The sequence below is a fragment of the Paracoccus caeni genome (genome assembly GCF_016629665.1).
GTDB lineage: Bacteria > Pseudomonadota > Alphaproteobacteria > Rhodobacterales > Rhodobacteraceae > Paracoccus > Paracoccus caeni.
The window spans coordinates 1059870-1083958 of the sequence record NZ_JAEPRQ010000001.1; the positions used below are offsets into that span (position 1 = coordinate 1059870).

The 24089-nt window shown below is 62.8% G+C and carries 23 protein-coding genes; 4 read left to right on the forward strand and 19 right to left on the reverse strand.

Annotated elements, in window-relative coordinates; translation table 11 throughout:
- Positions 1-6: 6 nt before the first annotated feature.
- The 4 genes from JJJ17_RS05015 to pyrC form a co-directional block, all read right to left on the reverse strand.
- Positions 7-363: a DMT family protein gene (locus JJJ17_RS05015; protein WP_200684204.1), complete on the reverse strand. Its 357-nt coding sequence runs from the start codon at positions 361-363 to the stop codon at positions 7-9.
- The gene (locus JJJ17_RS05020) at positions 354-1841 is read right to left on the reverse strand and encodes a replicative DNA helicase (protein WP_200684206.1); all 1488 of its coding nucleotides are present in this window, start codon (positions 1839-1841) and stop codon (positions 354-356) included. The genes JJJ17_RS05015 and JJJ17_RS05020 overlap by 10 nt, the downstream gene beginning before the upstream one ends.
- 117 nt (positions 1842-1958) lie before the next feature.
- On the reverse strand, positions 1959-2630 hold the full coding sequence (locus tag JJJ17_RS05025) for an orotate phosphoribosyltransferase (protein ID WP_200684208.1): 672 nt from the start codon (positions 2628-2630) through the stop codon (positions 1959-1961).
- On the reverse strand, positions 2627-3670 hold the full coding sequence (pyrC, locus tag JJJ17_RS05030) for a dihydroorotase (RefSeq protein ID WP_200684209.1): 1044 nt from the start codon (positions 3668-3670) through the stop codon (positions 2627-2629). The genes JJJ17_RS05025 and pyrC overlap by 4 nt, the downstream gene beginning before the upstream one ends.
- A gap of 157 nt (positions 3671-3827) precedes the next feature.
- On the opposite strand from pyrC, the gene JJJ17_RS05035 reads away from it, so the two are divergent.
- Positions 3828-4139: an antibiotic ABC transporter gene (locus JJJ17_RS05035; protein WP_200684210.1), complete on the forward strand. Its 312-nt coding sequence runs from the start codon at positions 3828-3830 to the stop codon at positions 4137-4139.
- Positions 4140-4233: 94 nt separating this feature from the next.
- Here JJJ17_RS05035 and gap read toward each other — a convergent pair whose 3' ends face one another.
- The 4 genes from gap to purB all read right to left on the reverse strand — a co-directional run bounded on the left by gap (position 4234) and on the right by purB (position 8075).
- Positions 4234-5235, reverse strand: a complete 1002-nt coding sequence (gene gap, locus JJJ17_RS05040; RefSeq protein ID WP_200684211.1) for a type I glyceraldehyde-3-phosphate dehydrogenase — start codon at positions 5233-5235, stop codon at positions 4234-4236.
- Positions 5236-5360: 125 nt separating this feature from the next.
- Positions 5361-5504 (reverse strand): hypothetical protein, encoded by a 144-nt coding sequence (locus JJJ17_RS05045; RefSeq protein ID WP_200684212.1) that lies wholly within the window; start codon positions 5502-5504, stop codon positions 5361-5363.
- 133 nt (positions 5505-5637) lie between these two features.
- A complete protein-coding gene (locus tag JJJ17_RS05050; protein ID WP_234463869.1) occupies positions 5638-6663 on the reverse strand; it encodes a FliG C-terminal domain-containing protein in 1026 nt (341 codons plus the stop codon).
- Between the two features lie 98 nt (positions 6664-6761).
- The gene (purB, locus tag JJJ17_RS05055; RefSeq protein ID WP_200684214.1) at positions 6762-8075 is read right to left on the reverse strand and encodes an adenylosuccinate lyase; all 1314 of its coding nucleotides are present in this window, start codon (positions 8073-8075) and stop codon (positions 6762-6764) included.
- Positions 8076-8232: 157 nt separating this feature from the next.
- Here purB and JJJ17_RS05060 point away from each other — a divergent pair, with 157 nt between their 5' ends.
- Together JJJ17_RS05060 and JJJ17_RS05065 are read left to right on the forward strand one after the other, a co-directional pair.
- Positions 8233-8994 (forward strand): hypothetical protein, encoded by a 762-nt coding sequence (locus JJJ17_RS05060; protein WP_200684215.1) that lies wholly within the window; start codon positions 8233-8235, stop codon positions 8992-8994.
- 25 nt (positions 8995-9019) lie between these two features.
- On the forward strand, positions 9020-10024 hold the full coding sequence (locus JJJ17_RS05065) for a YihY/virulence factor BrkB family protein (RefSeq protein ID WP_200684217.1): 1005 nt from the start codon (positions 9020-9022) through the stop codon (positions 10022-10024).
- Positions 10025-10027: 3 nt separating this feature from the next.
- Here the strand turns inward: JJJ17_RS05065 and JJJ17_RS05070 are convergent, their stop codons facing one another.
- From JJJ17_RS05070 to JJJ17_RS05080, 3 genes are all read right to left on the reverse strand, one after another.
- Complete coding sequence (locus JJJ17_RS05070; protein ID WP_200684219.1) at positions 10028-11707, reverse strand: peptidoglycan -binding protein; 1680 nt, start codon at positions 11705-11707, stop codon at positions 10028-10030.
- Positions 11708-11710: 3 nt separating this feature from the next.
- On the reverse strand, positions 11711-13081 hold the full coding sequence (locus JJJ17_RS05075; RefSeq protein WP_200684221.1) for a hypothetical protein: 1371 nt from the start codon (positions 13079-13081) through the stop codon (positions 11711-11713).
- Positions 13082-13158: 77 nt separating this feature from the next.
- Complete coding sequence (locus JJJ17_RS05080) at positions 13159-13719, reverse strand: gamma-glutamylcyclotransferase (protein WP_200684223.1); 561 nt, start codon at positions 13717-13719, stop codon at positions 13159-13161.
- A gap of 87 nt (positions 13720-13806) precedes the next feature.
- Between JJJ17_RS05080 and JJJ17_RS05085 the strand changes: the two genes are divergently transcribed.
- Complete coding sequence (locus JJJ17_RS05085; RefSeq protein ID WP_200684224.1) at positions 13807-14781, forward strand: DUF2125 domain-containing protein; 975 nt, start codon at positions 13807-13809, stop codon at positions 14779-14781.
- A gap of 200 nt (positions 14782-14981) precedes the next feature.
- On the opposite strand, the gene JJJ17_RS05090 is transcribed toward JJJ17_RS05085, so the two are convergent.
- The 8 genes from JJJ17_RS05090 to thrS form a co-directional block, all read right to left on the reverse strand.
- The gene (locus tag JJJ17_RS05090; protein ID WP_200684225.1) at positions 14982-15914 is read right to left on the reverse strand and encodes a prephenate/arogenate dehydrogenase family protein; all 933 of its coding nucleotides are present in this window, start codon (positions 15912-15914) and stop codon (positions 14982-14984) included.
- Positions 15911-17005, reverse strand: coding sequence for a histidinol-phosphate transaminase (hisC, locus tag JJJ17_RS05095; RefSeq protein ID WP_200684226.1), 1095 nt, complete (start codon positions 17003-17005; stop codon positions 15911-15913). Before hisC ends, JJJ17_RS05090 begins: the two co-directional genes overlap by 4 nt.
- A 317-nt stretch (positions 17006-17322) precedes the next feature.
- On the reverse strand, positions 17323-17943 hold the full coding sequence (gene rpsD / locus JJJ17_RS05100; protein WP_200684227.1) for a 30S ribosomal protein S4: 621 nt from the start codon (positions 17941-17943) through the stop codon (positions 17323-17325).
- A gap of 176 nt (positions 17944-18119) precedes the next feature.
- Positions 18120-19340, reverse strand: a complete 1221-nt coding sequence (locus JJJ17_RS05105; protein ID WP_234463871.1) for an MFS transporter — start codon at positions 19338-19340, stop codon at positions 18120-18122.
- A 66-nt stretch (positions 19341-19406) separates the two neighbouring features.
- The gene (locus tag JJJ17_RS05110; protein ID WP_200684228.1) at positions 19407-20033 is read right to left on the reverse strand and encodes a DsbA family oxidoreductase; all 627 of its coding nucleotides are present in this window, start codon (positions 20031-20033) and stop codon (positions 19407-19409) included.
- Positions 20030-21499 (reverse strand): class I adenylate-forming enzyme family protein, encoded by a 1470-nt coding sequence (locus JJJ17_RS05115; protein ID WP_200684229.1) that lies wholly within the window; start codon positions 21497-21499, stop codon positions 20030-20032. Before JJJ17_RS05115 ends, JJJ17_RS05110 begins: the two co-directional genes overlap by 4 nt.
- Before the next feature lie 121 nt (positions 21500-21620).
- Positions 21621-21827, reverse strand: a complete 207-nt coding sequence (locus JJJ17_RS05120) for a cold-shock protein (RefSeq protein ID WP_200684230.1) — start codon at positions 21825-21827, stop codon at positions 21621-21623.
- 205 nt (positions 21828-22032) lie between these two features.
- Positions 22033-23979, reverse strand: coding sequence for a threonine--tRNA ligase (gene thrS / locus JJJ17_RS05125; RefSeq protein WP_200684232.1), 1947 nt, complete (start codon positions 23977-23979; stop codon positions 22033-22035).
- Positions 23980-24089: the final 110 nt, after the last annotated feature.

Here is a 24089-nt window from a genome sequence, read left to right on the forward strand (position 1 = left end):
GCGTGCCTAGCCGAAGTCGTGGAAGATGAACCATGCCCCAAGGCAGATCAGGCCAAAGCCCACCCCATGCTGCCAGCCGACTTTCTCGCCTAGATAAATCCATGAAAACAAGGCGAAAACCGACAGGCTGATGACTTCCTGAATGGTCTTCAACTGCGCCGCGCTGAAATGGCCATAGCCGATACGGTTGGCCGGCACCTGCATGACATATTCGAAGAAGGCGATGAACCAAGAGATAAAGATGACCGTCACCAGCGGCGCGGTCTTGAACTTCAGATGCCCATACCACGCCACCGTCATGAAGATGTTCGAGGCGATCAAAAGCCCGATTGTGACGACCGGGACCGGCAGGCTTATTCCCATTGCGATTGACGGTCCTTCGCCAGATTGCCGAAGCGGGTGAACTGACCTTCAAAGGACAGCTCGACCGTGCCGATCGGGCCGTGGCGCTGCTTGCCAAGGATGACCTCGGCCTTGCCATGCACCTGCTCCATGATCTGCTGCCATTTCGCCATCGCATCCAGATCGGCATCCGAGGGTTTCTCGCGCTCGCGGTAATATTCCTCGCGGAACACGAACATGACGATGTCGGCGTCCTGCTCGATCGAGCCGGATTCGCGCAGGTCGGACAGTTGCGGGCGCTTGTCCTCGCGGTTTTCCACCTGACGCGACAACTGCGACAGGGCGATGACTGGCAGGTTCAGCTCTTTCGCGATGGCCTTGAGGCCCTGCGTGATTTCACTGACCTCGTTCACCCGGCTGTCCTTGGCGCTGGCGGCCTTCAGAAGCTGAAGATAGTCCACCATCAGCACGTCCAGCCCATGCGTCCGCTTCAGCTTCCGCGCACGCGCCGCGAGCTGGTTGATCGGCAAAGCGGGGGTGTCGTCGATATAAAGCGGGCAGTTCTGCAAGGCATGTGCCGCCTCGACGAAGCGGCGGAATTCGCCCTCGTCCATGTTGCCGCTACGGATGCGTTCGCTGGGCACCTCGGCCGCTTCCGACAGGATCCGTGCGGCAAGCTGTTCGGCCGACATTTCGAGGCTGAAAAAGCCAACAACCCCGCCTTCGACTGTGCCGATGGTACCGTCGGGCTTTTCGCCGGTCTTGTGTGCCTTGGCGATGTTGAAGGCGATGTTGGTCGCCAGCGAGGTTTTCCCCATCGAGGGGCGACCGGCCAGAATGATCAGGTCGGAATTGTTCAATCCGCCCATTTTTCCATCAAGATCAATTAGTCCCGTGGAAATCCCCGAAAGTTTTCCATCGCGCTGATAGGCCGCATTCGCCGCCTGCACCGCCCCGGTCACCGCTTTCAGGAACGATTGAAACCCGCGTTCGGCGACGCCCTGTTCGCCCAGCTTATACAGCGTCTGTTCCGCCGCCTTGATCTGTTCTTCGGCATCATCGCCAACCTCGACGGTCGAGGCGCGGGCGGCGATGTCCTGCCCAAGCTGCATCAATTCGCGCCGCAACGCGAATTCGCGGATCATCTGCGCATAATCCCGCGCCGCATAGGCCGAAATCGCCGCCCCCGCCAGCCGCGCCAGATAGGGCGCACCGCCCAGTTCCTTCAGCCCCTCGTCATTCTCAAGGAAAGCCTTGATGGTGACCGGACTGGCCAGCGCGTTCTTGCGAATCCGTTCCGAGGAGATTTCGAAGATGCGGGCATGGACCGGGTGGTAGAAATGTTCGGGCTTGATGATCTGGCTGACCCGGTCGAACACGTCATTGTTGGTCAGCAAAGCGCCCAGCAATTGCTGTTCCGCTTCGAGCGAATAGGGGATCGCCGAGGTCTCATCCTCTGCATTGTCCTGACCCGGAATGATCGCCCGCAAACCGCTCATCTGTCACCGCCCGTTTTTGTTGTTAGAGATACTGTAGCCGAAGCTGCGCAATCGGGAAATCCCGACGCGCAGATAAGCCGTGAGTGAATCTGTGGATAATCGGGGGATAACCCTCGATCAGCTATTTGCCGCCTGCCATTCACGCGGATTGGTCAGGAAGGTTTCCACCTCCGTCAGCGTGTGTTCGTCGAAGGCTTCCTGCGCTCGGGCCTCGGCCAGCACGTCCCACCAGGTGCAAAGGTGGTGCAGCGTGACGCCGTGATCGGCAAGACGCTGCGTGGTTTCCGGGAAGATGCCGTAGTAGAAGATCACCGCGGTATGCGCGCAGCTTGCGCCGGTTTCGCGGATGGCATCGACAAAGCTCAACTTCGAGCCGCCATCGGTGGTCAGATCCTCGACCAGCAGCACCCGTTGACCCTCGGTCATAACGCCCTCGATCCGCGCGTTGCGACCGTAACCCTTTGGTTTCTTGCGCACATAGGTCATCGGCAGGCCTAGCCGCTCGGCCACCATGGCGCCAAAGGGGATACCTGCTGTCTCACCGCCCGCGACATTGTCAAACACCTCGAAACCGGCATCGCGCATGACTGTGGCCGCCATGAAATCCATCAGTGTCTGGCGCACGCGCGGAAAGCTGATGATGCGGCGGCAATCGACATAGGTTGGCCCCTTCAGCCCCGAAGCATAGGTGAAGGGCGCCTCGGCGTTGAAATCCACCGCCTTGATTTCCAGAAGCATCCGGGCGGACAGGCGGGCGATTTCCTCGCGCGCAGGAAAGGTCAGGCTCATTGGTCCTCCAGATGCCAGAAAAGCGGGAAGCCCGCGTCGAAAACAGTGACAGCCTCGTCGCCGACATTGATCGAGGCGGGATAATCGGCGGGCGTATCGCGCTTTACCAGACGAATGCGGTCGTCATTCGGCGGCAGGCCGTAAAAGGCGGCGCCATTCAGGCTGGTGAAGGCTTCGAGCCGGTCCAGCGCGCTGTCATCCTCGAATACCTGCGCAAGGATCGACATGGTATTCGGCGCGGTAAAGCAGCCAGCGCAACCGCAGGGTTGCAGCTTGGCGCTGTCCGGGTGCGGCGCGCTGTCGGTGCCAAGGAAGAACCGCGCCTCGCCGCTGGTCGCGGCCTCGCGCAGGGCAAGACGATGACTTTCACGCTTCGCGACCGGTAGGCAGTAATAATGCGGGCGAATGCCTCCGGCGAGGATCGCATTGCGGTTGATGACCAGATGGTGCGTGGTGATCGTCGCGCCCAGATCATCGCCGCCGGAGCGTGCATAGGCAACGCCGTCTGAGGTGGTGATATGTTCCATCACCACGCGCAGGCGGGGGGTGGCGCGGCGAACCGGGTCCAGCACGCGGTCGATAAAGACAGCCTCGCGGTCGAAGATATCGACAGCCGGATCAGTGACCTCACCATGAACGCAAAGCGGGATGCCAGCTTCGGCCATCGCCTCCAGCACCGGGCGCACGCGGTCGAAATCGGTCACGCCGCTGGCCGAATTGGTCGTCGCGCCCGCCGGATACAGCTTCACCGCGCGGATGATGCCGTCACGATGGGCGGCGACGACATCTGCCGGATCGGTCGTGTCGGTCAGATAAAGCGTCATCTGTGGCTGCAGCGCCGCGCCCTCGGGCAGGGCGGCAAGGATACGGTCGCGATAGGCGGCGGCCTGGGCGCCCGTCACCACGGGCGGCACCAGATTGGGCATGATGATGGCGCGGCCGAAACCGGTCGAATGCTGCGCCACGGCCTGCAACATCGCGCCGTCGCGCAGATGCAGGTGCCAGTCGTCGGGGCGGCGAAGAATGATGCTGTCGGTCATGGCTTGCCTCTATACTCACCGTTGCCGATTTGCCAAGCCGGGAACGCGACATTGCGCAGTTGCCCTAAAGTGTGACTTGCGCCCGTCGTCCCATCGTCACAGAGTGACCAAGACTCGTATGATCGAGCCCTTTCTCGCAGAAAGGAGATTTTTGCGCATGTTCCCAATGACTTTCTTGGCATCACCTGCCAATCCGCTGCGCCTGTGGTCGCAAGTTGCACGAATAGCAATCGAGTCGCAGATGGTAATCGGCATACGTATGGCCGGCATGATGGGGGTGGTAGCACAGTCTCCAGGGGAGCCGTTCAGAATGATCGGGGAAAAACAGGCGGCTGCATCGGAATCACTGTTCGCCTTCGCGCAAGCCGCAGGACGCGGGGCCAGTCCCGACCGGGTGATTTCCGCGGCGCTTCGTCCCTATGGCAAGCGCACACGAGCAAATTCCCGGCGCTTGACCCATCAGCGCTAAACAGCATGTGTTGAACCGTCTGGCCTCTGCCGGGCGGTCATGAAAAAGGCGGCGGGTTTCGACCCGCCGCCTTTTCAATTTCCAGTCGCTGCAATCAGATCAGCTTGCCCATCGCGACGGCGGTATCCGACATGCGGTTCGAGAAACCCCATTCGTTGTCATACCAGGTCAGGATGCGGACCATGCGCTTCTCCATCACCTTGGTCTGGTCGAGATGGAAGATCGAGCTGTGAGGATCGTGGTTGAAGTCCGACGAAACCAGCGGCTGATCGGTATAGCCCAGAATACCCTTCAGCGGGCCATCGGCTGCTGCCTTGATCGCGTTGTTCACTTCCTCAACGGTGGTGTCGCGGCTGGCTTCGAAAACCAGATCGACGACCGAAACGTTCGGCGTCGGCACGCGGATCGACACGCCGTCCAGCTTGCCTTTCAGTTCCGGCAAGACCAGACCCACGGCCTTGGCGGCGCCGGTCGAGGTCGGGATCATCGACAGGGCGGCGGCGCGGGCGCGATACAGATCCTTGTGCATCGTGTCCAGCGTCGGCTGATCGCCGGTATAGCTGTGGATGGTGGTCATGAAGCCACGGCTGATGCCGATCGCGTCGTTCAGCACCTTGGCGACCGGCGACAGGCAGTTGGTGGTGCAGCTTGCGTTGGAAACCACCAGATCGTCGGCGGTCAGCGTGTCGTCGTTCACGCCGAAAACGATGGTTTTGTCCGCATTCTCGCCGGGGGCAGAGATCAGCACCCGTTTGGCGCCGGTGGACAGATGCGGCTGCACCTTTTCCTTCGAGGTGAAGATGCCGGTGCATTCCATGATCACGTCGATATCGCCCCAGGGCAGCTCTGCCGGGTTGCGGATCGCGGTGACCTTGATCGGGCCACGGCCCACATCGATGGAATCGCCGTCAACCGTGACGGTGCCGGGAAAGCGGCCATGGACGCTGTCATAGCGCATCAGATGGGCGTTGGTTTCGACCGGACCAAGATCGTTGATGGCGACGACCTCGATATCGGTGCGGCCGGATTCAATGATCGCACGCAGCACGTTGCGTCCGATGCGACCGAAACCGTTGATGGCGACTTTGACTGCCATGTCTATCTCTCCCGACAAATGACGTTGGCCTCATCTACCGTGCGGAACGCCGCGATGCAAATGCACACTTGCAGTTAATGTTTGCGTTAACATTTGGGGCGACTGTGAGGCGGTGTGCGGTCAGATCAGCGCCAGAAGCTAAGATATTCGATGAAGCTGTCGAAAGATTTGGCGACGATCAGGGGCAGATCCTGATGCAGCCAGAAATGATCGACGGCGAAAATCGCCACGATCAGGAAGAATAGCGTGATTGCGATGGAATTGGTCATGCCCGTGCTCCTGCCATTCTTATCGATCCGCGAAGCGGAGGGGGCAAGAGCGGAGTGGAGCGCTAAGACCCGACCGAAGAATACAAAGCAAAATCAATGAACCCACACTTCTCCATTAGATATCTTCAACCGGCTACCGCGCTGCCTCAGGTCCATCTCCGACCTCTGACGCCGGGATCAGGGTCAGGCTGCCTGCCGTTTCCAGTCGCCGGATCTCCGCCACGATCTGTGTCATGGCATCGTCGATATCCTCCGCCTTTGGTTTCTCAAGTGCGTCCCGTTCGTCCCGCAGCGTATCGGCCATTCGTTGCGGCAGGTTGGACAGAATGAAATCCACCGCTGCGGCATCTTCGGGGGCCGATGTGGTCAAGGCGAGGACGATCACCTGCTGATCCATTTCGCGCATGATTCGGGAAATGTCGCGCGCCTGAATGCGTTGCGGTATCTGGGCGAAGATGAAGATCGCCTTGCGCACGCCACCTGCGAAATCCGAATCCTGCTGGTCCAGCACCGCCAGCATATCATCGCGCAGATCCGCAGTGGCGAAGTTCAGAATCGCCCCCATCCGGTCGGCTGCGGGCGAGGGCAGGGCGGGTTTGGGTCGGGCTTCGGCCGCTTGCAGCAGGATCAGGCCAATCCGGTTCAGCGCAGGTGGGCTGACATCGGCGGTCATCGGCATGGCTTGGGCCACCGCCCTTGCCCGGTCGCGCTGCAAGCCAGAGAAGATCCGTGACGCGCGTTCGACCGGCAGTTTCGACAGCATCAGCGCGACAATTTCCACCGCCTCGCTTTCCGCAAGGTGCGCGATTGCTTCATCCGCCAGCATCGCGATCCGGTCCCACGGATCGCCGCGCCCGGAAAACGCCGCGATCCTGCGCAAGCGGTCGGCGCTGTCATGGGACAGCCGCCCGTCAAGCATCGTCAATGTCCCGTCAAGATCACCGGGAAAGATCACCCCGACAGCTTCCAGATGATCGCAGAATTCAGAAATTACCGCATCGCGGGTCTGACGGTCGATCACCGCCATACCCGCCATTTCTTCGGCCAAAAGGGTCTGGGCGTCGATGGACAGTTGCGACAGGTCGGCGACATCCTCATCCTCCAGCAACAGCCGGACGATGACCGCCGCTTTCTGCCGCGGGCTAAGTGTCGCCTGCATGTTCATCCCGCCCCCGATTGGCCGCCTGATTCATCTGCGGCAAATCTGGCAGGGTTTCGCTAAGAATGAGTTAGCGAAACCCTGAAAGGACGAGAAAACTACAGCGGATTTGACTCAAATACACGGCGGAAAATCGTATCGACATGCTTGGTGTGGTAGCCGAGATCGAATTTTTCCTCGATTTCGGCGGGGGACAGCGCCGCTGTCACCTCTGCATCGGCGAGCAATTCCTCTTTGAAATCCTTGCCTTGCTCCCAGACTTTCATCGCATTCCGTTGAACCAGCCGATAGGCGTCCTCACGCGAGACACCGGCCTGCGTCAGCGCCAGCAGCACCCGCTGCGACATTACCAGACCTTTGAACTTGTTCATATTGGCCAGCATGTTGTCGGGATAGATCACCAGCTTTTCGACGACACCGGCCAGCCGGTTCAGCGCGAAATCCAGCGTGATGGTGGCATCGGGTGCAATCCCGCGCTCGACCGAGGAATGGCTGATATCGCGTTCATGCCACAGCGCCACGTTTTCCATCGCGGGCACAACCGCCATGCGGACCAGACGTGCCAGACCTGTCAGGTTCTCGGTCAGCACCGGGTTGCGCTTGTGCGGCATCGCCGATGAGCCCTTCTGGCCGGGGCTGAAGAACTCTTCCGCCTCCAGAACCTCGGTCCGCTGCATGTGGCGGATCTCGATGGCGACGTTTTCGATGCTGCTGGCGATCACGCCCAGCGTGGCGAAGAACATGGCGTGACGGTCGCGCGGGATCACCTGCGTGCTGATCGGCTCGGGGCGCAAGCCCATCTTTTCGCAGACATATTCTTCGACATAGGGGTCGATATTGGCGAAAGTGCCGACTGCGCCGGAAATCGCGCCGGTTGCAATTTCAGCACGGGCCGCCTGCAGGCGCGCCTTGCCGCGCGCCATCTCCGCGTAGAAGCGGGCGAAGGTCAGGCCCATCGTCGTCGGCTCGGCGTGGATGCCGTGGCTGCGGCCGATGCGGACCGTATCCTTGTGCTCAATCGCGCGGCGCTTCAACGCGTCCAGCAGCTTGTCCATATCGGCCAGCAGAATGTCGGCGGCGCGCACAAGCTGCACGTTCAGCGTCGTGTCCAGCACATCGGACGAGGTCATGCCCTGATGCACGAAACGCGCCTCATCCGCGCCGATATGTTCGGCCAGATGGGTGAGGAAGGCGATCACGTCATGCTTGGTCACGGCTTCGATCTCATCGATCCGGGCCACGTCGAATTCCACGTCCTTGGCGCGCCAGACGGCCTCGGCATTGGACTTGGGGATCACGCCAAGCTCTGCCTGCGCGTCGCAGGCATAAGCCTCGATCTCGTACCAGATGCGGAACTTGGTTTCCGGGGACCAGATCGCGGTCATCTCGGGGCGGGAATAGCGGGGGATCATGGCGGGCTCCTTTCGGTTGCAGGCGACATAACCGCGTGCTGCCGCCGGGGCAAGTTTCCGGTTGCAATCGGGGCGGCAATTGTCCCGATCGGCGGGAACATTCCGTGCAGCCTGCGGGTTAAGCGACAAACATCCCGCGCAATCCGGAGACAGCCCGATGGCCGCCAATGACGAAGACATCCAGCAGATGACCGAAGCCGACCGCACCAGCGAGACCCGCTTTGGTCCGCGCCCGGTGCCAGAGGGGCATCGTAAGGCGGCGGATTATCCCTATCATGATCGGGTTTCCTCTCGTGTCATTCCGTCGGGGCGGGTCTCGCCGGACGGTCGTTCGGCCTATCCGACGCCTTCGCTGACCAGCAAGATACTGGTCTTTGGCGGTGTGGCGCTTGGGGTTGCGGGGGCGACGGCGGGGGCGGTGCTTGCCGCGCGCAAGATCGCGGGACTGATCGGCGGTGATCAGGATAATGCGCGCGGGTCACGCAGGGCGTCCGTGGCGCCGCGCTTTGCGGAACTGGACGAGGATGAGCGCGAGGCGATGCGCAGCCGTGTCAGGGCGCAGTCGCGCCATGACAGCCGCGAGGCGGCACGGCTGCGGGCCGAGGCGTCGCGGAAGCGGGACAGACCTCGCCGGAATGTCGCGCGTGAGATGACCGATACGGCGAATGATCTGTCCTCGGGGCTGGACGGGCTTGGCAAGGCGCTGTTCAGCGCCTTCACGGGGTTCCGAAGCGTTGCCGGTCAGGCGACTGGAATCGTGTCGGAATTTGCCGCTGCGGCGGATCAATTGCGCAACATCCTGGGAAATGGTGAGCCGCAGCGGCACGCCCGTGACGATACCCGTGCTGAGGAGGTGGAAGCGGATCAGGATTCCTTTCGCCAACAGGAACGAGAGCGGCAGCGCACGCACCGCCTTTGACCGAACCGGACCGGCACAGCACAGGATGACGACGCAGGAAACACCGCCGAAATCGGTCTGGAACAGCCTGACCGGCGAGCTTGATGATGCAGAGCGCGACCGTTTCGGACTTGGCGAAACCTCTGCCAAGCCGCAGGCGAGCGCGCCGTCGGGGCGCATGCGGGATATGGGTGGCCGCGATCTGTTGGAGATCGGCAAGGAGACCGTCAGCCGGATCGGCTCGGATCGGGTGACGGCGGTGGCAGGCGGGATCACGTTCTTTGCGCTCTTGTCGCTGTTTCCGGCGATGACGGCTTTCGTGTCGATCTATGGGCTGGTGTCGGACCCCGCCACCATCGCGCAGCATGTGCAATTGCTGGAAAATATCGTGCCGCCCGACGGTCTGGCGATCATCGGCAATCAATTGACGGCGATCACCTCTTCCTCGGGCTCGGCGCTGTCGCTGGCGGGGATCGCCGGTCTGCTGATGGCGTTCTATTCAGCGAATGGCGGGATGAAGGCGCTGTTGTCGGCGCTGAACGTCGCCTTTTATCAGTCCGAGACGCGAAGCTTTCTGCGGCTCAATCTGGTGGCGATGATGTTCACCTTGGGCGGGTTGATCATGGTGATGGCGATGCTGCTGGTGATCGCGGTGCTGCCTGCGGTTCTGCTGTGGCTGCCGCTGCCGGATGCGACCAGCAACCTGCTGCGCTTTGTCAGATGGCCGATCATGTTCTTCGTGCTGATCGTCGGATTGGCGGCGATCTATCGATGGGGGCCAGCCGCGCCGGAATCCCGCTGGCGCTGGATCTCGCCCGGCGCAGTGATCGCGGCTGTCGCATTGGTCGCGGCCTCGATCCTCTTTAGCTGGTATGCGGCGAATTTTGCCAATTACAACAAGACCTACGGCTCGCTTGGCGCGGTGATTGCACTGATGATGTGGCTGTGGCTGTCAGCGATGATCGTGTTGACCGGGGCCGAGATCAATGCCGGGATAGACCGCCATCTGCGCAGAAAACAGGGACTGCCGGACCGGGTGAAACTGGCCTGAGCGTTAGCGCTCGGTCAGTTTCAGCTCAATCCGGCGGTTCAGCGCTAGCACTTCGGGGCTGTTGCCTTCCGCAACGGGACGGGTATCGGAAAAGCCGGTCGCGGCCAGACGGTTCGCCGGGAAGCCAAGATCGTCGGTCATATAGCGCACCACGGCCAGCGCCCGCGCCTGACTGAGTTCCCAGTTGTCGCGATAGCGCCCGGTGCCCGACAACGCCGTGCTGTCGGTATGACCATCGACACGGATGATCCAGTCGATCTCGGGCGGGATTTCATCCGAGATTTCGGACAGCATCCCGGCCACATTGGCGACCTGCGTACGGCCTGCATCGGACAAGGTCGCCTCGCCCGGCGCGAACAGAACCTCGGACTGGAAGACGAAGCGGTCGCCGACCACCTGAACCCCTTCGCGGCCCGACAGAATTTCGGACAGACGACCGAAGAATTCCGAACGGTAGCGGGCCAGATCGCGGGCCTCTGCCTCGGCCTTGGTGCGCGCCTCTTCCTCAAGCACCAGTCGCCGGTCCTTTTCCTCGGCGGCAAGCAGAAGTGCGGCGTTCAACTGTTGCCCCAGATTCTCAACCCGCAATTCGGCCTGCTGCTGATCATCCCCTGCCGTATCCAGAAGCGCCTGCAACGATCCAAGCTGCGCGGTTAGCGAGGCGACCTGTTCATTCAACAGGGTAACCCGCCGCTGGCCGTCATCCGACAGGTTCTGCTGATCCGCCAAGGCCGCTTGCGCGGTGGCCAGCAATGCCGCCTGTCGCTGCGCCTCGGTCAGTTGCGTCGCAGCCGAGCTTGTCGCCTGATCGCGGGCGGCCTCGGCGGCGGCCAGCAGGGTCAGCGTTTCCTCGGCCCGTTTGCGGCTTTCCTCAAGCGACAGGGTCATCGCGGTCAATTCGCTATCTGCGCTTTCCAGCCGTTCGCGCAGCAGCTTCGCGGCTTCGGCATCGGCCAGACGCGCGGCCTCTGCCTCGGACAATTCGGCTTGCAGGGCTGTCGCCTGCAGCTGATTGCCCGCGTTCCGGTTGCGCAGATCGGTGATCAGCGCTTCCAGAGCCTCGCGCCGTGCAGCGGCAAGACGGGCCTGTTCCGCCTGCGCATCAATCTCGATCCGCGCCGCCGCAACGGCCAGTTCCGCAGCGCTGGCACGGCTTTCCTGCTGCGTGATCTCGGTCTGCATGACCAGACGTTGCGATGCGGCGAATTGCTCGTTCGCGGCCCGTGCGGCGATCAGTGCCGCAACCTCGGCCTCGAAATCGGTCAGCCGGGTCCGCGCCTCGGTCAGTTCGCCCTGTCGTGTGTCAAGCTGGTTGGCAAGCTGGGTGATCCGTGCCGCACGCTCACGGGCTGCGGCCTCTGCATCGGCGGTACGGGCCTGCTGATCGGCAAGATCGGTCTGCAACGCCGCCTCGCGCCCTTCGGAGACGGTCAGCGCCCGGCCCAGTTGATCGATCTGCTGGCCCAGCGATTGCAGCCGCAGATCCTGCTGCGAAAGCCGTTGCTCCTGCCCCTCGATGGTGGTTCCCTGCGTGTCCAACTGCTCTCGCAGAACGGATTGCGCGACCATGAAAATGGTCAGCACGAACAGCAGAACCATCAGCAACGTCGTCATTGCATCGACATAGCCGGGCCAAATCGTCGTCGCGAAGCGATTGCCGCCCGAGGCGCGGTGCAGGGCCATGATCTAGCTTTTCCCGCGCGGCTGGACCGGATAATCCGGCAGAAGATCGTCACGGAACGGGTCGTTGAAGCGCGCGGCGCGGACGGCGCGGGTCAAAACCAGCAGATCGGTGCGCAGATCGGCTACCATCTGGTTCCGCCCCTCGCCAAGATCCGAGGCCATCCGTGACAGCGCAGCCTCGATCCCTGACAGATCGGGGGGCGGGGCGACGGGGCGGGTGTCCTGCTGACGAGCCAGATCGACCATCTGCCGCTGTCCTTCAACAAGCTGATTCAGCGTCGAATTCAGTGCCGCAACCCGCGCCAATGCGGATTCGCGCTCTGCCTCGGTCCGGTGAACCAGCGCCTCCAAAGCCTCGGCCATGATCACGATCCGCTCGTCTGCCAACGAAGCGGCATCGTCGCGCGCCGCATCGCGTTCGGCATGGTATTGCTGCAGGCGGACCATCTGCGCGGCCATCTGCTCCATGAAGCCCGCGATGGCCGCGTGGTCCAGACTGTCGCCGTCTGAATCCGCAAGGCTGATCGAGGTAAAGCCCGACATCCACTCTTCCAACTCGCGGTAGAAGCGGTTCTGGCCATGTGTCACGAACAGTTCCAAAAGCCCCAGAACCAGCGACCCGGCAAGACCCAGAAGCGAGGATGAGAAGGCCGTAGCCATGCCGCCCAACTGACCTTCCAGCCCGTTCATCAGCTTTTCGAAGACCTGAATCCCGGTCTCACCTTCCTGCGGGGCCAGCGAGCGGATGGTTTCGACAATGGCCGGAATGGTAATCGCGAGACCGTAGAAGGTGCCAAGAAGGCCAAGGAAGATTAGCAGGTTAGAGAGGTATCTTGTGATATCGCGAAGCTCGTCGATCCGCTGGGCCACGGAATCGAGGATTGAGCGGGCCGAGCCGGTCGAGATCGTTCCGCCAACCGGCCCACGCGCGCCAAGCAGCGCGGCCAAGGGTGCCAGCAGACGCGGCGCGGCATCGCCGTCATGGACCTGAGAGCGGGCTGCGATGCCCTTCTCGACGGCATTGCGGCGCCGGGCGGCGAAACGCTCGATCCAGCTGACCGAGCGGATAAGCTGGCCGACCTGCCAGAAGCAGGCCAGAACGCCCAGCCCGAAGGTGGCAAGGATCACACCGTTCAGCCACAGATTCGCCTGAAAGATCGGCAGGATGCGGCCATAGGCGACCCATGCCCCGGCCATCACCAGCGCCAGAACCGTCAGCATCAGGACGATCTGACGCACCGGCTGCGAGAAATGCGGCTGCGTGGGCAGCGCCGCTGCGGCAATGTCGCGGCGGGCGGTGATTCGGCGGCTGGAGCCGCTGGCCTTGCCGGAAGTCGAGGCTTCCTGCCCCTGAGTGCTGTCTGGATCGCTCAACGGGTTCGTTTCCTGTTCCGGCCTGATGTTAGCGGCGAGAATAGGCGGCGATTCGGCACTTGCCAAGTTTTCCGGCGTCAGTCGCCCTGCGATCTTCGTCCTGCATCGATCAGGCGGCGAACCTCGTCCGATAAATGGTCAAGTCCGGCATCGGCCAACCCGATTTCGGCCAGATGCCGTGCGGTGTTGAACAGGTATTCCGCATTTGGCCCGCGCCCGCCTTCGGCCGTGGCGATGATCCGGGCCTGCTCGGCCGCGTCCAGATGTCCGGCATATTGTTCATGATCCCGCCGCATCACATAGGTCAGCGCCTCGACCGCGCGCCCGTCGTCCAGATGCAGGGTGACGACCTCTTCGCGATACGCCTCGGTCACCATTTCGCGCGCATGCAGATAGGCCATGACCTCGACATGATCGGGTTCATGGATACGCATCGCCAGCCCGCTGCATCGGGCGGCGGGTTCCTCATCAAGGCCAAGGACAAGGCCGGGCTGCGTCTCGGTCCCGCGATAATGGGTCGAGATCAGGCAGAAGCTGCGGGAATAGCCTGTCAGATGCGCCTTGACGGTCTCGACCGGCTGAAAGCCGGGATCCCACATCAAGGATCCGTAACCGAAGACCCAACTGATCTTGTGCATTTCCTTCGAACCCTGTTCCCTCCGCGGAAGTTAGGTAATCGAAGGGCAGGATAAAAGCCCCCGAGACGAGGCAGGACGACAGGACTGATGAAAAGACGGGCATTGTTGATGATCCCGGTGCTGCTGGTCGGCGGCTGGCTGCTGGCAGAGCCGCTTCTGGTCAGGCAGGCGCGGGTTCAGATCGCAGAGATCGCGGAACTGAGCGTGACCGGGATCAAGGCGCAGCCGGGCACGGACAGGCTGGGGCTGTATCTGGAGGGAATCGCCTGGGATGACGGGCTGCGCTTTCTGGACATGCCGGCGCTGGACCTTTGGGTAACGCCGCTGACGCCGACGACGATCCGCGCGACCTTGCCGGACACGGTGACTTACGGCGACCGCATGGGGGCGACCAATCTTGCCGCGACCGAGGGCCGGGCTTCGCTGCGGCTATGGCCGTTCGGCGGGGAGGTCAGCTTTGCCGCGGTGGATGTGGGGTCGCTGTCGCTTGACGGGCAGCCTTTGACCGGCAAGGGCAATGTCAGCGCGCGTTTGGCGAATATCGGTGACGGGCCGGGGCAGGCGGTGTCCTCCTATGACCTTGATCTTGCGGTGTCGCAGCCGGGCGATGCCGGGCCGCTGTTGCAGGGCAAGGCGCAGGTCTGGCTGGACGGCAAACTGGACGCTGCCGCTGCCTCGCAGGCGGTGCCGCCCCGGGTGCTGGGCGTCTCGACCGAAGGGATGGAGATCGGAGGCGCAGGTTTTGCGGGTCGGATCGCCGGACGGGTGACGGCGGATGCGGAGGGGCTGGCCGAGGGGCAGGTGGCGATCTACAGCCGCGATGCCGCGCCGCTGATCGATGCGGCGATTGATGCCGGGATATTGTCCCAGAATATCAGGGTGTTGGCGAATACGATGCTGAACCGGATCGGGCATATGGATTTCGCGTCCGGGGCGGATACTGGTTTCCCCGCCGCCGCAGAAGGCGAATTGCGCCTGCCCGTCGAGTTCCGCGATGGTCGTATGTTCCTTGGCACGATCGAGGTGGGGCCAGCGTTCAGACTGGCCGATCCAGCCTCATAATAGGCGTGCTTGCAGGCAAAGCGCCGCCCGGGAATCAAGTCGCCCTTGGGCGACGCCGGGCAGTGCCCGACCGCCCGGACGGGCGGGCACTTCGGTGAGGCTGCGCACAACAGAGATGGACGACGGGGTGGCACGATAAACTGTGCATGACGACCGTTGCAGGTGCCCACCCGCGGTCGGGCACCGCCCTCTTCTCTGGCTTATTCCTTTGCCGCTTTCGTCTCGCCAGAGCGCCCGAAATCGGGTGCGTTGGTGTCTTGCCCGGCCTCGATGATGCCACGGCGGATAGCGCGGGTGCGGGTGAAATAGTCGAACAATTGCTGACCGTCGCCCATACGAATGGCGCGTTGCAGCATGAACAGTTCCTCGGTGAAGCGGCCAAGGATGTCCAAGGTCGCTTCCTTGTTGTGCAGGAACACGTCGCGCCACATGGTCGGGTCGCTGGCCGCGATCCGGGTGAAATCGCGAAAGCCTGCCGCCGAATACTGGATGACTTCCTCGTCCGTCACCCGGCGCAGATGGTCGGCGACACCGACCATCGTATAGGCGATCAGGTGCGGGGCGTGGCTGGTCACCGCAAGGACCAGATCGTGATGGGCCGGATCCATCCGGTCGGATTTCGCGCCAATCGCCACGATCAGGCCGGTCAGCCGCTGGACCGCCGCTTCGTCACTGTCCGGCAGCGGCGTCAGCAGCCACCAGCGATTGCGGAACAGGCCCGCAAAGCCTGACCGAGGCCCGGAATGCTCGGTCCCGGCAAGCGGGTGGCCGGGGATGAAATGAACGCCCTCGGGCAGGTGCGGGGCAACGGCGTCGATCACCGATTGCTTGACCGAGCCGACATCGGTGACGGTGGCGCCGGGCTTCAGATGCGGGGCAATCTCGGCTGCGACATCGCCCATGGCGCCCACCGGCACCGCAAGCACCACCAGATCGGCACCCTTCACCGCCTCGGCGGCGCTGTCGAAGACTTCGTCGCAAAGCCCGATTTCGCGCGCAATATCGCGGGTTTCGGCGCTGCGGGCATAGCCTACGATCTCGCGCGCCAGACCGCCATCGCGCATGGCATGGGCCATCGATCCGGCAATCAGGCCCAGACCGATCAGCGCCACCCGGTCATAGATCACACTCATTCAGCCGCCCTCCGGCTGGTCATGAAGCGGCGCAACGCCTCGACCACGCGGGACGTGCCTTCCTCATCGCCGACGGTGATGCGCAAGGCGGCGGGCAGGCCGTAGCCGCCGACGCGGCGGACAAGAATGCCGGCGTCGCGCAAGGCGGCATCGGCGGCCTCGGCCTCGTCAGGGTTGGCAAAGCGGGCCAGCACGAAATTGGCGTAGCTTACATCGCAGCCGATGCCCATCTGGTTCAGCACCTGATGCAGCCAGTCGCGCATCTGTTCGTTCAGCGCGGCGCACATATCGACGAAATCCTGATCGCGGACGGCGGCTTCTGCGGCGGCAAGCTGGGCGTTCGACAGATTGAACGGCTGGCGCAAGCGGGTCAGCACTTCGATCAGCGGCCGCTGCGCATAGCCCCAGCCGATCCGCAGCCCGCCAAGGCCGTAGATTTTCGAGAAGGTCCGGGTCATCACCACATTCGGGAAGCGATCGACCAGCGACACCCCGCCGTCGAAATCCCCCGCGAATTCGGTATAGGCGCCGTCATGGACCAGCAGGACATGGCCGGGCAGGCCGCTGGCGAGTTTTTCAAGCTCATCCGCGGTCAGCATGGTGCCGGTCGGATTGCCGGGATTGGCGATGAAGACGATCTTCGTCCGCGGCGTCACCGCGGCAAGCACCGCGTCCACATCAATGCGGCGTTCACGTTCCGGCACGGTCACCGGGGTCGCGCCATACATGCGGGCAAGGATCGGATACATGGAAAAACCATGCTCGGTGGTGATGACCTCATCCCCGACACCGGCGAATGCCTGCACGACGAATTGCAGCACCTCGTCCGAGCCCACGCCGCAGATGATCCGTTCGGGGTCAAGGCCGTGAACCTCGCCAATTGCGCGGCGCAGGCTGGCATGGTCGGTCGATGGGTAGCGATGCAGATCGGTGGCGGCTTCGGCAAAGGCCGCGCGGGTGGCGGGGCTGCTGCCCGAGGGGTTCTCGTTCGAGGACAGTTTCAGCACTTGGTCGCGCCCGGCCAGCTTGCTTTCGCCGCTGACGTACAGCTTGATATCCATGATGCCGGGTTTCGGTGTGATCTGGGTCATGCGCCAATCCTTTGTCCGGGCCGGTTTATTCGCCCGCCCGCGACTTGGAAAGGGCGGAAAACCGGGCGTCAGGCGATCTGGGGCAGGGCGGCGGGCGCGCAACACCTTGCGGGCGTTGCAATCGGTATTTGGGCAACGGAGAAACGGCAATGTTGTTTTGGGCAGCAAATGCAGGGGATTTGGCTGCACAATGCGTCCACCCGGCATGCACAGGATGTGCACAGCCTGTACACCGCTTGCGAACGTTGCGCGGCGCAGCGCATGAAAAAGGCCGCGTCCCGAGGGGCGCGGCCTGAATTTCTGCGGTCTGGCGAAGATCAGTTCTTCGCGTAGAATTCGACCACCAGGTTCGGTTCCATGATGACGGCATAGGGCACATCGCCCAGCGTCGGAGTGCGAACGAAGGTTGCGGTCAGTTTGTTGGTGTCAACGTCCAGATAATCCGGCACGTCACGCTCGGTCAGGGCGACGGCTTCCAGCACGATGGCCAGTTGGCGCGAACGCTCGCGGATCGAGATGACATCGCCTTCCTTGACGCGGTAGGACGCGATGTTGACGCGCTGACCGTTCACTTCGACATGGCCGTGGTTCACGAACTGACGGGCGGCGAAGATGGTCGGCACGAATTTGGCGCGATAGACGACGGCGTCCAGACGACGCTCCAAGAGACCGATCAGGTTCTCGCCGGTGTCGCCCTTCACACGCTCGGCTTCGGCGTAGATGCGGCGGAACTGTTTCTCGGTCAGGTCGCCGTAATAGCCTTTCAGCTTCTGCTTGGCGCGAAGCTGGGTGCCGAAGTCCGACAGTTTGTTCTTGCGGCGCTGACCGTGCTGGCCGGGGCCGTATTCGCGGCGGTTCACCGGGGATTTGGCGCGGCCCCAGATGTTTTCGCCCATGCGGCGGTCGAGTTTGTACTTGGCAGACGTGCGTTTGGTCACGGCTGATCTCCTTCTTTATATTGTCGAAGGGCGTTGTCCTTTGGCCCGAAAGCCCGACAGGGTTCCCCTTGCGGGGTCCACCAACACCAATGAAGTGCGCGCTTATAGACGGGGCAGGGGCAGAGTCAAGCGGGTTCGGGCGGGTTTCGGTGCGTGCAGGGCACGCACCCTACGGATCAGTCGTCAAGGTAGCGCATCAGATACCATGCAAGGCCCGAACAGATCAGCGCGGCGGCGACGACCGGCACCGCGGTGCCGTTATAGAGCAGCCCCACCGGGGCGGCGATCAGCACGGCGGCAATGGTCGAGACGGCCGACACGATCGAGGCGGTCATGCCCGCGATATGGCCCATCCGTTGCAGCGCCAGAGCGTTCAGGTTGCCAAAGGTCACGCCCGCCATGAAAAACAGGCTGACCGCCCAGAAGAAGAAGGCCGGGAAGCGCAGCGGTTCCGGCAGCAGATTGCCCAGAAGCAGGACCAGCATCAGCCCGGCCACGACGGTCTGCATGATATAGGCCCATTTGGCGATCCGGCGCATGCCGTAGCGGATGACGAAGGTTGCGTTCAGGATCGTGCCCGATCCCGACAGGATCGCCATCAGCGCAAACCATGCCGGGAAGGCGTCGCCCTTGCCATAGGTTTCTCCGAACAACTGCTGCGCGGAAGAAAGCAGACCGAACATCTGCCCGAAGCCCAGCGTCAGGATCAGCGTGCAGAACATCACCTGACGGTCGTTCAGCACCTCTCGTGCCGAAGCGATCAGCATGCGTGCCTGCAGGGGGCGGCGATGCGCGGGCGGCAGGGTCTCGGCCTGACGCAGGTTCAGCCAGGCAGATCCGATCAGCGCGAAAAGGATGAAGGCGATGAAGATGCCGTGCCAGCCGGACAGCCAGATCACCCCGGCACCTGCGGCAGGGGCCAGTGCCGGGACGATGATAAAGACCATCATCACAAAGCTGGTGATCCGCGCCATCTCGCGCCCGGAATAAAGATCGCGGACCAGTGCAAGCCCGACGATACGCGGTCCCGCCGCGCCAAGGCCCTGCACGAAGCGGGCCAGCAGAAGAAATTCCAGCGACTGCGCAAAGACGGCTGCAAGCGCCGCGACCGCGTAGATGACGAAGCCAAGGGTGATCGCGCGCTTGCGGCCGATGGCATCCGAAATCGGCCCGGCGAACAGCGTGCCAAGGCCCATACCAGCGACGAAAGCGGTCAGGACAAGCTGGGCGTTATTGGTGTTCTGGGGCGTCAGATCTGCGGCAATTTCCGGCAAGCCGGGCAGCATCGCGTCAATCGAGAAGGCGATGGTCGCAAAGAGAAACGCCAGCATGGCGACGAATTCGGGCAATGGCAGCCGCCGCTGCTGCATGCCGGGATCCTGAATAGTCTCGGACATGGGCGCACCTTTTCTGTAGCTGAAGGCGCATAGGCGAGACTTGCACGATGTGCAAGTCCGTTGCGCTTAGCCCTGCTGTTCGCCGACCAGTTCGTCGATGACCTTTTGCCACAGCGCGGCGGGCTGTGCGCCGCTGACGGCATGGCGGTCGGCGACGATGAAGGTCGGGACGGAATTGATGCCACGCTCGCGGGCGTGCATCTCTCGCTGGTTGACCTCGTCGCGGTCGGCATCGCCTTTCAGCAGGTTCTGGATCATCTCGGAATCCATCCCGGCATTGGCGGCGATCTGGCCCAGTTCGGTCGGATCGCCGATGTCGCGGGCTTCCAGCCAATGCGCGCGTAGAAGGCCCGACATGACACGGCTTTGCGCGCCTTCCAGCCCGGCCCAATGCATCAGGCGATGGGCATCGGTGGTGTCGGGTTCGCGGGGGCCGGGGTTCAGTCGCAGCCCAAGCATGGCGGCACGTTCGGCGACGGCGGCTTCGGCCTCGGCGGCACGGTCGCCCAGTTTCATGCGCAGGTATTCGGCGCGGTCCATCCCCTCGCGCGGCATCTGCGGGTTCAGGCGGAACGGGTGCCAGGTGATGTCGAACGGATGGCCGGGGCGGCTTTCCAAGGCGCGGTCCAGTTCGGTCTTGCCGATGAGGCACCACGGGCAGACCGGGTCCGCGAAGATATCCAATCGGATCATGACGGCTCCTCCTTCGAATGGGCTTGGCGCAGCGCGCGGCGGTTGATCTTGCCTGTGGCTGTGCGTGGCAGGGCGTCGAGGTGGAAGTAATCGCGCGGTTGCTTGTAGCGCGCAAGCCCCTGTTCTGCCTGTTGGCGAAGCGCCTCGACCGGGGCGTCGCCGGTCCAGAAAGCGGCGATGATGCTGGTCGAGGGGCCGATGGCGATCTCGGTCACGGCGATGTCGCCGATGCCGGGACAGGCGGACAATGCCTCTTCGACCTCGGCGGGCGAGACGCGAAAACCGCCCGCATTCATGATGTCGTCGGCGCGGCCAAGCAGGGTGATTGCGCCATCCGCTGCGGCCACCGCCTGATCGCCGGTAAGAAACCAGTCTCCGATGAAACGGTCTTCGGTTTCAGTTGGTTGGCCTGCATATCCCAGAAACAGTCCGGGGTCGTCGCGGCTGACCGCAAGCGCGCCCGGATGATCCGCAGGCAAGGCGTTTCCCTCCGCGTCCAGAATGGCGATCCTGCGGCCCGGCTGGGGATAGCCTGCGGTGCCAAGCGGGGCCGGTCGGGCGGGACTGCCCGACAGGAAGGTCGAGATTTCGGACGCGCCCATCGCCTCGTGCAGATCGGTGCCGGTGCGGATTTGCCAATCGGCACGAAGGCCGGGGTCCAGACGTTCGCCTGCTGCCAGCCCGTGCCGAAGCGAGGCGATGGGCGCCCAGTCGGCACGCAACAGCCGCCGGAAAATCCCCGGCGCGCCCGCGATCATCGTGGCGCCGTGACGCGAGGCCAGCAGGGGAAGTTGCTCGATCGCGGTGCCTTCGACCGGGATCAGGGCGGTGGCGCCGATGGTCCATGGGTCCATCAGGCCGGTGCCAAGCGTGAAGGTCCAGTTGAAGGCCCCCGCATGCATCATCCGGTCGCTGTCGCGCAGCCCATACCAGCCGTCGAACATCATCCTGCGGGCAAGGATAGTGCGGTGGGCATGCATCACCGCACGCGGATGACCGGACGAGCCCGAGGTGTAGATGATATAGGCCAGCCGGTCGGGATCGCCCTGCACATAATCGGCGGGGGGAAGCGTGTAGAAACGGGTCAGGTCGGTTTCGGACAGGATCGGGTACGATCCTTCGGGCAGGGGGATGCCGTCAGCCGCGACGATCATGGTGGGGGTGATCTCGGCGGAGATCTTGGTGATTTCGCGCGTGGTCAGCATGGCCGATGTGGGAACGGGGACGATTCCTGCCGCAATCGCGCCCAGATAGGCAATCGGAAAGGCGGGCGTATTGCCCAGCCGCATCAGCAGACGGTCGCCCGGCTTCAGGCCCGATTCGCGCAGGCCGGTGGCGGTGCCGCGGATGGCGGCGGTCAGCCGGGCGTAGGACCAACGCTCGGCGCGCGAGGGGCCAACCACGGCAAGGGCCAGCCTGTCAGGGCGGCCAAGACCCGCTTTCAGCACATATTCGGTCAGGTTCATCGGCAGCCTCCCTCGCCCTGACCCATCTTTCTAAAAGGCCGGGCCGGGCAGGGAAAGCGGGGGCGCAAAATGGAAACGGCCCGCTGCAGGGTGCGGGCCGTTTCGATTGTTTTGTCTAGAATCAGAGCAATTTCAGATCGCTGGCCGAAGCGCGGCCGTCACGGCCCGCCTGCAGCTCATATTCGATTTTCTGATTGTCTTTCAGCCCAGTAAGCCCGGCGCGTTCGACAGCCGAGATGTGGACGAAAACATCTTTGCCACCTTCATCCGGCGCGATGAAGCCATACCCTTTAGTGGCGTTGAACCATTTAACCGTTCCGGTCGCCATAACCGTTCTCTCCTTCAAGTCCTCCCGTCGCAGGATTGCGCCAGGCCGTGCAGCCCGCTTTCGGTATTCCGGCTGCCCATGAAGGGAGGCGGTAGAAAGTCTTATGCTCACGCATAAGCGAGGATGACCGAATCGATTTGAAACGCAAGCGGAAAGGCGCCCACCGCGAAGCGGGGGCGTGACTGCATTGCGGCATCGGCGCTTTTCAGCGCAAATCAGGCGGCGTTGCCTCGGACTTCAGCGACTCCACAGCTTCATCGAGCGGGATGATTTTACTGCCCTGCTGATCCAGGCGTCTTAGAGACACTGTCCTATCTTCGACCTCTTTCATCCCAATAGCAAGAATAGCGGGAACTTTCGTAAGCGAATGTTCGCGAACTTTGTAATTGATCTTCTCATTGCGGGTATCCGCCTCGGCCCGGATGCCTGCGGCGCGCAGGGCGGCGACGACTTCCTGCACGTAAGAATCGGCGTCCGAGACGATCGAGGCGACCACGACCTGACGCGGGGCCAGCCAGAACGGCAGCTTGCCCGCGCTGTTTTCGATCAAGATGCCGATGAAGCGTTCGAAACTGCCCAGAACCGCGCGGTGCAGCATGATCGGACGGTGTTTCGCACCATCCGGGCCGACATATTCCGCGTCCAGACGCTCGGGCAGGTTCGGGTCCACCTGCAACGTGCCGCATTGCCAGTCGCGGCCGATGGCGTCGGTTAGCACGAATTCCAGCTTTGGCCCGTAGAAGGCGCCCTCGCCGGGGAACAGCTCGTAATCATAGCCGGCCTTGCGGCAGGCATTGCCCAGCGATTCCTCGGCATGGTCCCAGCTTTCCTCGGTTCCGATGCGCTTTTCGGGGCGGGTGGACAGCCTGATCCGCCAGCCGTCGAAGCCGAAATCGGCATAGATCGTCGCCAGAAACTCGATGAATTTCTTCGTTTCGGCCTCGATCTGATCTTCGGTGCAGAAGATATGCGCGTCGTCCTGCGTGAAGCCGCGCACACGCATGATGCCGTGCAGCGCGCCCGAGGGTTCATAGCGGTTGCACGAGCCGAATTCGGCCATGCGCAAGGGCAGGTCGCGATAACTTTTCAGACCGTGATTGAAGATCTGGACGTGGCAGGGGCAGTTCATTGGTTTCAGCGCGTTGATGGTCTTTTGACGCGCGTGATCCTCGTCCACTTCGACGATGAACATGTTTTCCTGATAGTTTTCCCAATGCCCGGATTCTTCCCACAGCTTGCGGCTGACCACCTGCGGGGTGTTCACCTCGACATAGCCATCGGCGCGCTGGCGGCGGCGCATATAATCTTGCAGCGCGGTGTAGATGTTCCAGCCATTCGGATGCCAGAAGACCTGACCGGGCGCTTCTTCCTGCATGTGGAACAGGTCCATCTCACGGCCCAGCTTGCGGTGGTCGCGCTTGGCGGCCTCTTCCAGCATGGTGAGATGCGCCTTGAGATCGTCGCGATTGCGGAAGGCGACGCCATAGATGCGTTGCAGCATCGGGCGGGTATTGTCGCCCAGCCAATAGGCTCCGGCCACATGGGTCAGCCGGAAGGCGTCGGCGGGCAATTGTCCGGTGTTTTGCAGATGCGGGCCACGGCACAGATCCTGCCAGTCGCCGTGCCAATACATGCGGATGTCCTGACCTTCCGGGATGCGGTCGATCAGCTCCAGTTTGAACGGCTCGCCGCGTTCCTTGTAATAGGCGATGGCGCGGTCGCGGTCCCAGACCTCGGTGCGGACCGGATCGCGGGCGGCGATGATCTGCTTCATCTTTGCCTCGATCGCGCCCAGATCCTCGGGCGTGAAGGGCTCGGCCCGGTCGAAATCGTAGAACCAGCCGTAATCGCGGATCGGGCCGATGGTGACTTTCACATCTGGCCACAATTCCTGCACCGCACGTGCCATCACATGGGCAAAGTCGTGGCGGATCAGTTCCAGCGCCGGGGCGTCGTCCTTCATCGTGTTGATGCTGATCGCGCCGCTGGCATTGATCGGCCATGCAAGGTCGATGTGCTGGCCATCCAGATTGGCCGAGATGGCGCGCTTGGCAAGGCTGGGGGCGATGCTTTCGGCGACCTCGGCGGCGGTGATGCCTGCGGGGTAATCGCGCGAATTGCCATCGGGGAAGGTCAGGGAAATCTGGGACATAGAGTCCTCCTCGTCGGTTTGGCGCCCACGGAACGCCCGGCTGCGGGTTATGTGAGGTTCCATTGGACCCCGGCGCCAAAACTGTCAAGATGGGTGGGCCTGTCGGTAAG